The organism is Priestia sp. TGN 0903, from assembly GCF_050846855.1.
Lineage (GTDB): Bacteria > Bacillota > Bacilli > Bacillales > Bacillaceae_H > Priestia > Priestia zanthoxyli.
In genome coordinates this window covers 1-11,806 of the sequence record NZ_JBOZGL010000023.1, presented here as the reverse complement: position 1 = coordinate 11,806, position 11,806 = coordinate 1, and the positions used below count along the sequence as shown (strand labels likewise).

Below are 11,806 nucleotides of genomic sequence, written 5' to 3'. Positions count from 1 at the left end.
TCCTGATCAATCCAAAAAATCTCATCTAAGGTTTTATTGACTGCATAACATATTTCTAAGCAAAGTTTTAATGTAGGGTTATATTTTCCTTTTTCAATTAAACTAATGGTTTGACGAGTAACACCAACTTTTTCAGCTAATTGATGCTGAGTTAAATCAGCCTGTATACGAAATATTTTTACATTGTTTTTCAATATGAACCAATTCCTTCCTAATTTAAGTGTAACATATACATTACATTATTCAATATATATATTACATTGCCCTCGAATTAAATTTACATAATCACGGTTATCTGAAATAAAAAATCCTGAAAAGCTCTATTATAAGAACTTTTCAGGATCTTCTACATAAAAATCTACATAACCGCAGCTTGAGCAAACATAAGGTACTAATTCGCTATAATTGCTGTTATTATTCAATACTCTACTAGGCGTTGTGTTTATTCCCACTGTTCCAGGAGATGATTGAATACGTGCTTTGGTTAAAGTTGAATCGCATTTAGAACAATTTTTACTATACATATTTATCCTCCACTTAATTCCAATATATAGTCACTTTAACATTTTACATTGCTGTAAATAAAGGATTTTAACTATGTATACGATATACAACCCTAGTTGACATAATGTGCGTTCTAGGTAGCACTTTAAACTAATCAATTACATTCATAAGAACTTCACAGTCACAAAAACCACCTTGATTTTGTAAAGCTTTTACTATTTTTGATTTTTTACTATGTAAAGTGCTTATATCTAACCACTCTCTGGTATAAACGAGTGTATGATCACAACCGTACACTTCTAATTTTTCTTGTAGGTATATTTCTAATGATTGCAACTGCTCTGGTGTAATATCTAGCTCTTGCCATTTACTCGCATACTCTTTTAATAAAGCTAACCTCTTTAATAACTTCTTATCTTTCTTATCAAAAGATACAGCGTTCTGAAGTGCCGTTAAAGCTGCGTTGTAATTTAATAAATATTCCTCAGCTTGAGATAACAATTGCCAAGCTAAAGCATCATTTGAATACTGTTTAACATATTCTTTTAGTCCTTTTCTTGCTGCTAAAAGATGAGGAATTGCTTTTTTGGAAGGAGCTCTTCTTTGATAAGATCCTTGCATTGCTAATTTTTGTCCTTTTATTAGTTCATCTTTTAATTCTAATAAACTATCCATTCAAATAGCTCCTTTTAAACAGTATTAAGAAACAAAAAATCTTTTATGTAATTTTCCCATATGCTTCAATATTCTTCAATTTTTTTATGTATATTCTATACATCGCTAGTTAACATAACCACTCTTTCCGGAACACACCATAAAAAGAACCCCTTGTGGCAGAAGGGGTTGCGCTAAGAGTGTGTTTCTATTTTATGCATCTTTTTATACATCCTTGATATGACGGCGTTTACTCGATACCCAAGTGGGAGGCGGATGTATAAAAAGTGCACGTTTTATTCATATGCTCGTACGGAAAAATATAGTCTTTATGGCAAAAATACGCTACTATTTACTTGCGGTTATATTTTGGTACTTTATAATTGTGATTCCTAAAAAAGCAACCTCACTCCAATGACCTCGGAATGAGGTTGCTCTTTTTTTGTTAACAAGAAAATGTAAAAGACTGTATCACAAGATACAGCCTTAAATAAAAAAAACTTCTATACACTTAAATTATCTAAAAATTTCATTGTTAAAGTTGGTAGAGTTTGCTATGATTAAATCAATTACATGATCGGAAAATCAAAAAAGGCAAAGCGTGTTGTCGAAGGGGTCGGATCCTTCTTCAACCGTCCACCGTGCAGAACCACGGTAAACACCTGCTTCACCTTTTCTTTAGTGTAATTCTATGTTCATTTTACGATAGAATTACATGAAAAACAAGGGGAAGTTCTATACTCTTTTATCATTTTAAAAGACGTGTTTACCTGTAAAACGGTATCACGTCTTTTTTCGTTTTCCATAAAAGGGAGCGAATGAAAATGGCAAAAGAAAAAATTGAGATTATCGCAAGTGTAGAAACATATAAAAATTTATCAAGCTTCGAATCTATTGATACCCTAAACGAAACTGTACGGTCCTATATAGAGCGTTTTAAAGATCAATTGAATAAAACTCATGTTGCTGTATTAAAAGTCTTACATGGCTATTCAGCGAAGCACCTAGGAGTTTCTTTCTTAACAAAAAGAAATATTGGTAAATTGGTTGGTAAAAGTCGTGCTACTATTATTCGTGTTTGTAAGCACTTAGAGGACCTTGGAATTATTAAACAGCTAGAAATGAAGCGCAGCAGTGACATGAAACAAACAAGTAACGCTATCATTATTCAGCCAGTTCAAAAAGATGAACCAGTGAAAGAAATTCATCAAATTGAAGAAAATGCAACACAAGGAAACTCAAAAATGCAACACCAAAAAAACAAAACCTTTTTAAAACAAATACATAATATTAAACATCTAAATATGAGTAAAGAAACATCTAAACGTAAACCTTATATAAAAATGGTTCCTAAAAGACTTCAACAATATCAAGCTTTCTTTGGTAATCAAACCAAGTCTCTATACGGACGTATTTGGCTAGCTATGAAGAACTTTGGTGTATCAGTTGATAAAACGATTATGCAAGAAATTGCTCATATTGCTTTCGATAAACTCGTGGATTACATAAAACAAGGACGTAGCCTTTCTTCTGAAGAATTGCACAAGCTTGCTTATACTATTGCTTATAACCAACTTTCAGAACGTGATGATACAAAAGCAATGGCCAGCTTTGTAGATAGTTTTATTGAACGAACTAAATTCCTTAAAAACCAACCTCTACATTCGAGGGTATAAGGTATGGCCTCTTAAACAAAGAGTACCTTTATAGGATTAATCTAATACTAGACTTCTTGAAAATTGATATAATCTCAAAGTAAGACGGCCATCATTCATCATGGCAAGTTTTAAATATATTCGTTTGCAAGCTCTTTAATTGAAGGGCTAATATAATGTCATGACGAATGAATTAGAGAGGGGGCATGACGTTATGTCTGAAACGAATAACTTTGTTTATAAAACTGGTGAAGTTTTAAAGAGGTTAGATCTCAAAGATTCTGTCTTCAAAAAGTACATTTTTAGCCTTGAAAAAGAAGGGTATTCTTTTCGAAGAAACAATTTAGGACATCGCCTTTTTACAGAGGAAGACATAAAAGCTTTGGAGATGTTTCTAGAGCTAATCAGTTATGACGGTATGACCATTGAATCTGTAGCAAGGAAGATAGGCACAGCCAATAAGAAGCAATTAGAGCCAATGGGTCATGATGTCATGCCTGAAAACGACATAGATGGTCATGACATCATGACCGAAAAGGATTCTGGTAGTCATGACGCTATGACGCTAATGAATGTACTTTTAAAAGAGCAAGAGCAACGCTTTGTAAGACTTCTTCAGGAGCAAGAACAAACATTTAAAAATGAGATACAGACTATTAAAGATAATCAAACTCAAGAAGTTTATGAGCTAAAAAAAACATTGCTTGAAAGAATGGATGACGATGCAGGAACTGAAAAAAGAGACGAAATCCTTATTCAAGTTATGCGGGACATCAGGGAAACAAAAAAAATGTTGGCTGCTTCCCAGGAAGAAAACAAAAAGAAATGGTGGGAATTTTGGAGATAGCATACAAGACTAATTTATATAGATGTCAGCTATAACAAAAAATGGAGTGATGGGAAATGAGGATTAAATTTGAAGAGCCAGTTACACCTGAACTTATTGCCAGTACATTACAAGGTTTGATGGAGCAGTATGAGGTAAGTCTTTCAAAAGCAAATTTATATATCAATTTCCGTAATGCTGACGGAGAGCTAGTGACGTTAGTCGATAGTAATGGGGATGAGATTGAGGGAGTTGTAGTCAAAAAACCGAAAACTCAAAAGCCAACAAAGAAACAAACGCCAGACAATCTAGTTGAATTTCCGAATAAAGAACGAGAGATTGATATTGAATAGTATAAGAACTACAAGGTTTCAGATTGGCTATTTTAGCTTGAATAAACTACTCAAACTAAAATAGCCAATCTGAAACTCTATAAGCTTATATTGTAAATTACTCTTTAGCAGTAGCTGCTTCAGCTGTTGCTTTCTTTTTTTCTTTTATAACCACGTCATGATGCAAAATCTTATCTTTGTTTTTTCCTACATAAGATTGCAATGCCTTCGCAATCTTTTCTGCTTCTTCTTCACTTTGAATCTCAAAGTATTTCTCGAAGATCGCGCCGACTTGAATAAGTCGTCTTGTTCTCTCTTTTCTTTCTTTTTCTTTTTTTCGTGCTTCAACTTGTTGTTTCTTAGCTTTCATCTTCTCAATTTTCTCTTCTAACTCCTGAAGAATTTCCGCATCTGTTCGTTTCTTCGGCACTCATCCTCATCTCCTTTTTCTGTTTTCTAATGTTTGAATTGATTATATCAAAAATTGAGATAAATTGGTATCCTTAGCATAGATTCTCTCACCAGGATATGGTATAATTCCCTTAGATCGAAGAGATAAAGGCGCACTTATACATCGTACCGATGTGTGCGGTTCCTTCGGAACGAAAAGACAAAACCAAAGACCCATTCGCCTAGATGGCGAATTTCATAAAATCTGTTTGCCTGTTGGCAAAGATGAAATCATCATCTGACACCTTTGGTGTTCATGATGCTGATTTCATCAAAGCGTTAATTAGCGCACCTTGTGCTCTCATTAACTTATTCTTAACCCACTAACCCATTCTCAAGAAAGGAGGAAAGAATCATGGCTATCTACCATCTATCGATGCAAATCATCAGTCGTTCAAAAGGACAATCAGCTGTCGCTGCAGCTGCTTATCGCAGTGGCGAAAAACTACATGATGAACGTACAGACGAGCAAAAGTTTTATGGTCGTAATGTACAACCGGAAACCATGATTCTGACTCCTACCAATGCGCCAGAATGGATGAAAGATCGTAATCGTTTGTGGAATGAAGTAGAAAAAGTCGAAAAACGCAAAGACTCACAGTTAGCACGAGAATTAAACATTGCGTTACCAATTGAACTAAACCACGATCAACAAAAAGAACTGATTCAATCCTTTGCTCAAAACGAGTTTGTTCAAAAAGGGATGGTTGCTGATATTGCTATTCATCGTGATGACACTAATAATCCTCATGCCCACATCATGTTAACGATGAGAAATCTTGATGAGAATGGTTTCCGCAAAAAGAATCGTGACTGGAATGCTGATTTTGCGAATGCCAAAGAAAACAATCGTGGGTACGTCAAAAATAGCGAAGGCTGCTTATCCATTCGTGAACAGTGGGCAAACTATGCCAATAAAGCATTAGAACAAGCCAAAAGTAAAGAGCGTATTACGCACCTTTCTCATGAATATCGTGGACTTGAAGTCCTTCCAACCATTCACTTAGGGCATGTCGCTCATGACATGGAGAAAAAAGGGAAGAAGAGCAACCGTGGCCAAATCAACAGAGAACGCCAAGAATACAATCAAGTTGTTATTGATTTACAGGCTTATCGTCGTCAAAAAGAAGCTCATATCCAAAAAACGAAAGAAAAAGAGAAGCAATTTAGCTTCTCTACAGATATTGAAAAGACGTATATACAAAAGGCTGCGTCGCTTTTAAACCAAAAAGCTATTTCCTTAGATGATATTTCAAAACGCCAGGAAGAACTACGCAAAATGAGTGATCGCCATGATCCAATTGAACGTCATTTCCACGTACAACAGCAACAGTTCCTAAATGTCAGCAACTATTATGATCGTGTAAGAGATTTAAATCGTGAAATTAAACAGAATGAAGAAAAAGTGGAGGAACTCAAGGGGTCACTTAATCCTTTTAAACTCAAAGAAAACAACATGATGAAACGTCGTCACCTCGATAAGATTTCTGACTTAGAAAGCAACAAATCAAGCTATGAAAACAGTATTCAAACATATAAAGAATCCCTTCGTTTCTCAAATGAAGAGGAGTTCTACGAACGCTATAAGGAATTCTCTGAACAAAAAGAGAACCGACTGCATCAAATTAAGTATGAGAAGCAACAAATTCAAGTAGAAACAAAAGCGTTATTACAAGCAGAAGAAGCCATTAAAACATCTAAAATTCGTGAAGTAAGCTCTCACTATCCAGACTTAAAAACAGCTGGAAAATATTTAAGCTATGAGAATGCACTAAAACTAGAGAAACATATAGATATGGTGAAAAAGACTCCTGTAACGTTAGAAGTCATTAAAAAAGCAATTAAAAATCAACAAGACGATCTATATAAACTAAAGAAAGACCTAAAAATCTTTCAAACGGAAAAAGATCATCTAGATAAGATAAAAAGCCAAGTTACTAGCCTTGAAAAAGCAGAAAAGGAACTTGATACCTTAAGCAACAGCCCTGGCGAAGCAGCTAAACGCTTGGTTTCAAAGAAAGCACATCAGTACTATGAAGAATTGCAACATGAAGCAAATCACTACCGAGATAACCTTAAGGAAAAAGGATATAAAGGACCAGATGATTTAAACAAACGACAAGCCGAAATTAGAGGACTTGAGCAGAACGTAATACCAACTATAGAAAGAGATATAAAAGTCAAAGAACACGTCATAGAAACGATCTCAGGCATATCTGATGCTATTCGGCAAGCTACTCGTAATGAAGAGCTAGCTCAGCAGAGATACAGAATAAGAAAAGTAAGAAGTACTAATATAAATAGAGTGAAAAATCAAGGACCAGAGCGTAGCCCTTAAAAAATTACAAACAACTTAAAGTTGATTATCTTTTAAAATAGTATATTAGAAAAGTACCTTATGTAATTTAAAAGGTACTTTTCTTAATATGTTATTATTTTAAGAAAGTATAATTATAGGATATTTGAAGCTCCCCATAAGATTTGAACTACATCAACTACTCTTCCAGCAGGAAGTAAGTTAACAATAAATTCACCCAAATCTAGAATTGCTCCTCCTAAATCTGCCCAACTAAAATTGCCTCCGAATGAATTGTAAACCGCACGTAATTTCCAAGCAATACTGTTAGCCAATGCTGCAGCATCTGCGGCTACATTCAATTTACGAATAACAAGAGAAGCAATAGCATATCCTACATCTGCTGCACTACCTGTACCAGTAAAATAGTTATAAAATAAACCCATAATTAAACCCTCCATTTAGTTTGCTTTTTAAACAATTTATTACATTTCATATTGTATTGTATTTATTCGTTCATTCTAAGAAAATGGTATATTCTTCACCTTTCTTGATGCGAACGTTCCCTTTTTATACGTGAAACATACTGTTAAAAGATACAAAGCCCTATTTTTAATAGGAATTTTTTTACTTCTAATAGTAATAAAATAACCTATATTATCCAAATATATTTTTTTCATAGATTTGACATAAAAGTTAATTATATGTCAAAATAACTTTGAAATTGTATTTTATGTAATTTTAAGGAGGATTTTTGAGTGAAAAAAACATGGATAGCAATCTTATTTTCAATTATTTTTCCTGGATTAGGTCACTTATACCTAGGAGAAACAAAAAAAGGAGGCATTTTGATTGGACTAAATATAGTAGCAACATTACTATCATTTATCTTAATTGGAGTATTTGTATCAATTGGGCTTATTATTTATTCAATATACGATGTTTATAAATTAATACCAGGGATCAATACGAGGTTAAAAGAGGATTCTTTAAAATAATGAAAATAAAACTAAAAATATATCTACTTTCATACATAGTATTTTCAATATTAATGATTACATTAGGATATTTTTATACTAAAGATAGTGGATTGCAAGTGAATTTTCATAAGCTCCATTTAAAAGATGCTGCTTTAATATTTGGTTTTAATTACTCCCAAATACTAATTTGGTTACTTCTTTCACCAATTCTATTATCTCTTCCACTAATAGGGAAATTTTTATTTAGTATTGGTGAAGGACCTCAATTAACTAGTATTGATGCACATACTTATTACCTTTCTTCTTTAACACACGGGTTAGGTGAATTAGTTGTAGGTTTCTTAGTTTATTACTTTACAATAGAACAACTTTTAGCTTGGATACATTTTTTTAGAACTAGGGATAACACTAAATTAAAAGAATTATACTTATACTCATTAAAAAAGGTGATCCCACTTATTACTATAATCTTAATATTTAGCGCTCTATGTGAAGTATACATATCAAATACTTTATTTTTAAAATTCAAGTGAGGGTAAATAATGAAAATTTATTATTTGACACAACCTTTACTAAAAAATAGTTTAGATAAAATCTATATATTTAATGAAAAAAATGAGAAAGTGGGACACCTTAAACGTTTCTTTAATGGTAAATCAAGGTTCTTAATTGATTTAATATTCGGAGAATTTTTTGTTCATCTTAATATATATAATGAAAACGATGAACTAATTTACGAAATAAATGAGAAACTAAATTTAAACATTAAAGAATTATTTAGATCAAAATGGTTATTAAACAAAATATCATCTGATGAGATTTATTCAGGAATAATACTTGAAAAAAGTCTAATAAAGACTAATCCAAGGTTTATTTTGAGACATAATAATAGAAGCATTACTCTTACAGGAGATATAGGTGATAAAACAAGCAGAATATACGATGAAGAAAATAATTTGATTTCCACCATAGAAAGAACTAATTTTGTTCCAAAAAAGGTGAAAATCAGTATTAAAGAGGATAACGACTTAAATTATCTTCTTATTATAGGTTTTTATTATTTATTTGATTTAAAAAGATAAATAATAAAAATAAGAAAGGAGTAAGTAAGTCTTGTAATTAACATTATTACAAGACTTACTTAATTGTTACTATGAAGATTGCAGAGTTTGATAACAACTTAATTATACAAAAAAGAAGCGAAATACATTTTTTGCCATTTTCGGATATTTTATATATAGAACGGTTTGGGAATTCTACTATTATTCATATCAATGATGAAGAAATAGTAATTAGAATATCATTACAAAAATTGATAGATTTCTTACCAAAATTCTTTTTGCGCACTCATAAATCTTATATCATAAATATAAAAAGAGTTAAACAAATGAAGTTTTCAGGTGGAGATTCGACAACTTATGAAGCATTTTTTAATTACGATAAAAGTGCTTTAGTAACAAAAGATAAAATATCTATTATTTTTGAATAAGGGCTGGATAAAACGTGGATGAAATTCTGAAAATATCTAAATTAAATAAAAAATACCAAAATAAAATTATACTTGATAATATTAATCTTTCGATTAAAAAAGGTGAAATTGTAGGTTTATTAGGCCCAAATGGAGCTGGAAAAACTACCTTGATGAAAATAATTTTGAATCTAATTAACTTTGATTCAGGAGAAGTAATTTTTAAATTAGATACTAATAATACAGAAGAAAAAAGTTCAAGTACCAAAGTTCATAGGCATACAGGAGCTATAATTGAATCGCCAAAATTATATACATACATGACAGGTTATGAGAACTTATATTACTTTTCCAAATTGTACAGAGATATTGATAAAACAAGGATTATGGAAACAGCTGCACAATTGAAAATAAAAGAATCATTAAATAAAAAAGTTAAACACTACTCATTGGGAATGAAACAAAGACTTGGAATTGCACAAGCTATTTTACATAAACCTTCATTACTCATATTAGATGAACCCATGAATGGACTAGATCCAGAAGGTATGTATGAACTACGGAAATATATAAAAGAAATTGCTGCTTCAGGAACTAGTATTTTGATTTCAAGTCATCTACTTACTGAAATGGAACTTCTCTGTGATAAAGTTGCTATTCTTCATAATCAAACTATAAATAATATATTTGAGGTCAAAGAAATACCTAAAAATACTCAAAGATACAAAACAATTTTTGAAGTATCATCAATTTCAAAATTTTGTATGGTAATAAAACAAATCTTTGATTCTAAAGAGGTTGAAATAATAAATCGCGAACAAAAACGCATAAATATCTTATTATCAAAACAAGAGGTTGCCTTATTAAATAAAGAATTAATAATGAACAATATAGAAATTTATAAAGTTATTCCACAGACTAAATTTTTAGAAGAAAATTATTTGAATTTAGTAGCAAATGAAAGGGGATAACTAAATTGTTTTCAATAATAAAAACTGAACTTTATAAAATAAGAAAAAAGAATTCTTTAAAGGTACTCATAATCTTCCTTAGTATTTTTGTTATAGGAAATGCAACCTATCAATACTTTCAAGAGACTAAAAATAATAATAACTGGAAGGTTGAATTAATTAAACAAAACAAATTAAATCAAAAAGAGTTAGAGAAAGCAAAATCTAATTCGGATTACCCAAAGTCATTCGTTACGTCAATAGAGAAAGAAATAAAGAAGAATGAATATAAACTTTCTCATAACATTAACCCTAATGAGTCTACAAGCTGGGAATTTATGAGTTTTACTTCTACATTTTCACTCATTATTTTAATATTTACTCTTGTACTAGCAAGCGAAAGTATTTCTATAGAAAGAAGTTTTGGAACATTACAATTAATATTAATTCGCCCATATGAAAGATGGAAAATATATTTAGGTAAATTAATATCCGTAGCAATTATAGGTTGTTTATTAATTTGTTATTTACTCCTGCTGTCCTCAAGCTTAGGATTCTTGCTTTTTGGAATAGAAGGATACGATAAATTAAAAATGGTAGAAATAACAAATAACTTAACTACTATTCCTATATATAAAATGTTATTAATAAAGTATATATCTTATTGTTTTACTATGTTCATTTTCATAGTATTTTCATTTTCTATTTCAATATTAATTAAAAGTCACATTTTCTCAATTATTTTATCAATAAGCTTATTAATAGGTGGAGCAACAATCACAGCGATGCTTAGAAGTTTTTCATGGGCAAAATATTTATATTTTACAAATTTAGATTTGAGTATATATTCAGGGGATCTATCAGCTTCAATTAATGGGGCGACGTTAGAGTTTACTATAATTAAATATATACTATACAGTTTACTATTAATAATCCTATCACTTACAGCTTTTTATAAAAAAGCATAACTAAAGGGAGGTTTAGCAATGGATAAACAATTAATTTATTTAATTATTGGGCTATGTGTAGTACTAATAAGTATCATAAGTTTATTTAAAAAAAATAAGAAATAAATTAATTAATAGAATATTTAGAGCAAAGACCTCCCATTATCCATAAGGTATATAGGAGGTCTTATCTATATGTATGCTATATATCTATTCGTAAATTATCGACACTATGTTACTTCACATAAAACATTTTGTTGGAAAGGATTTAAACATAATTTATTCTTCATCGTCTTTAGAACGTTTTTTTATTAAAAAATAACCAAATGAAAAAGTTCCTAGAAAACATAAAAATATAACTGCACCAATTATTATACTATCAGCCAAGCTACTGTTAGATGTTATCTTTGTTAGTAGACCAAAAATAACTCCAGCAACTAAACAACATAATACCAATAAGTAATAGGGCATTTTTCTAATTTGTTTCTCATTTTCATAGGAATCAACAGAAATACTTAAGTTCAAATACCCTAATATAACACTGGTAAGTATCAAAACTAGCCATATAGGACTATTGGTAATATTATTGAATCCTTTCGTAATACCGTCGTATATTACAATCCCCACAAGTGCTAAAGTTTGAAAAGCAAACGCAAAACGAATATTTTTTAAGTTTTTGATAACAAGTCTTTCGTCTGTTATTACTTTCATTTAAATCTCCTCCTGATCAATCCAAAAAATCTC

At 30.9% G+C, this 11,806-nt stretch carries 16 protein-coding genes; 10 read left to right on the top strand and 6 right to left on the bottom strand.

The genetic code is table 11. The features are described from left to right. The 3 genes from ACRPLY_RS26575 to ACRPLY_RS26565 form a co-directional block, all read right to left on the bottom strand. The coding region (locus tag ACRPLY_RS26575) for a helix-turn-helix transcriptional regulator (RefSeq protein WP_432232212.1) at positions 1-194 on the bottom strand (194 nt) is incomplete at its 3' end. Between the two features lie 129 nt (positions 195-323). After that, positions 324-524, bottom strand: coding sequence for a hypothetical protein (locus ACRPLY_RS26570; RefSeq protein WP_432232211.1), 201 nt, complete (start codon positions 522-524; stop codon positions 324-326). 130 nt (positions 525-654) lie between these two features. Beyond that, positions 655-1,179: a DUF2695 domain-containing protein gene (locus ACRPLY_RS26565; RefSeq protein ID WP_432232210.1), complete on the bottom strand. Its 525-nt coding sequence runs from the start codon at positions 1,177-1,179 to the stop codon at positions 655-657. Between the two features lie 803 nt (positions 1,180-1,982). Between ACRPLY_RS26565 and ACRPLY_RS26560 the strand changes: the two genes are divergently transcribed. From ACRPLY_RS26560 to ACRPLY_RS26550, 3 genes are all read left to right on the top strand, one after another. Further along, a complete protein-coding gene (locus ACRPLY_RS26560) occupies positions 1,983-2,834 on the top strand; it encodes a helix-turn-helix domain-containing protein (RefSeq protein WP_432232209.1) in 852 nt (283 codons plus the stop codon). 193 nt (positions 2,835-3,027) lie between these two features. Further along, entirely contained in the window at positions 3,028-3,660 is a 633-nt protein-coding gene (locus ACRPLY_RS26555; RefSeq protein WP_432232208.1) for a DUF3967 domain-containing protein, read from the top strand. A gap of 56 nt (positions 3,661-3,716) precedes the next feature. Beyond that, positions 3,717-3,992: a hypothetical protein gene (locus ACRPLY_RS26550; protein WP_432232207.1), complete on the top strand. Its 276-nt coding sequence runs from the start codon at positions 3,717-3,719 to the stop codon at positions 3,990-3,992. Positions 3,993-4,089: 97 nt separating this feature from the next. On the opposite strand, the gene ACRPLY_RS26545 is transcribed toward ACRPLY_RS26550, so the two are convergent. Further along, a complete protein-coding gene (locus ACRPLY_RS26545) occupies positions 4,090-4,401 on the bottom strand; it encodes a hypothetical protein (RefSeq protein WP_432232206.1) in 312 nt (103 codons plus the stop codon). A 375-nt stretch (positions 4,402-4,776) separates the two neighbouring features. On the opposite strand from ACRPLY_RS26545, the gene mobQ reads away from it, so the two are divergent. After that, a complete protein-coding gene (gene mobQ, locus ACRPLY_RS26540) occupies positions 4,777-6,759 on the top strand; it encodes a MobQ family relaxase (RefSeq protein ID WP_432232205.1) in 1,983 nt (660 codons plus the stop codon). A gap of 113 nt (positions 6,760-6,872) precedes the next feature. Here mobQ and ACRPLY_RS26535 read toward each other — a convergent pair whose 3' ends face one another. Then, a complete protein-coding gene (locus ACRPLY_RS26535) occupies positions 6,873-7,163 on the bottom strand; it encodes a hypothetical protein (protein ID WP_432232204.1) in 291 nt (96 codons plus the stop codon). 312 nt (positions 7,164-7,475) lie between these two features. Between ACRPLY_RS26535 and ACRPLY_RS26530 the strand changes: the two genes are divergently transcribed. The 6 genes from ACRPLY_RS26530 to ACRPLY_RS26505 all read left to right on the top strand — a co-directional run bounded on the left by ACRPLY_RS26530 (position 7,476) and on the right by ACRPLY_RS26505 (position 11,083). Further along, a complete protein-coding gene (locus ACRPLY_RS26530) occupies positions 7,476-7,715 on the top strand; it encodes a sugar ABC transporter permease (RefSeq protein ID WP_432232203.1) in 240 nt (79 codons plus the stop codon). Continuing rightward, a complete protein-coding gene (locus tag ACRPLY_RS26525) occupies positions 7,715-8,230 on the top strand; it encodes a hypothetical protein (protein WP_432232202.1) in 516 nt (171 codons plus the stop codon). The genes ACRPLY_RS26530 and ACRPLY_RS26525 overlap by 1 nt, the downstream gene beginning before the upstream one ends. A gap of 9 nt (positions 8,231-8,239) precedes the next feature. Next, on the top strand, positions 8,240-8,779 hold the full coding sequence (locus ACRPLY_RS26520; protein WP_432232201.1) for a tubby C-terminal domain-like protein: 540 nt from the start codon (positions 8,240-8,242) through the stop codon (positions 8,777-8,779). A 71-nt stretch (positions 8,780-8,850) separates the two neighbouring features. Further along, the gene (locus ACRPLY_RS26515) at positions 8,851-9,186 is read left to right on the top strand and encodes a LytR/AlgR family response regulator transcription factor (protein WP_432232200.1); all 336 of its coding nucleotides are present in this window, start codon (positions 8,851-8,853) and stop codon (positions 9,184-9,186) included. Between the two features lie 14 nt (positions 9,187-9,200). Next, on the top strand, positions 9,201-10,136 hold the full coding sequence (locus tag ACRPLY_RS26510) for an ABC transporter ATP-binding protein (RefSeq protein ID WP_432232199.1): 936 nt from the start codon (positions 9,201-9,203) through the stop codon (positions 10,134-10,136). A 5-nt stretch (positions 10,137-10,141) separates the two neighbouring features. Next, entirely contained in the window at positions 10,142-11,083 is a 942-nt protein-coding gene (locus ACRPLY_RS26505) for an ABC transporter permease (protein ID WP_432232198.1), read from the top strand. A 258-nt stretch (positions 11,084-11,341) separates the two neighbouring features. Here the strand turns inward: ACRPLY_RS26505 and ACRPLY_RS26500 are convergent, their stop codons facing one another. Continuing rightward, entirely contained in the window at positions 11,342-11,773 is a 432-nt protein-coding gene (locus ACRPLY_RS26500; RefSeq protein ID WP_432232197.1) for a branched-chain amino acid ABC transporter substrate-binding protein, read from the bottom strand. Positions 11,774-11,806: the final 33 nt, after the last annotated feature.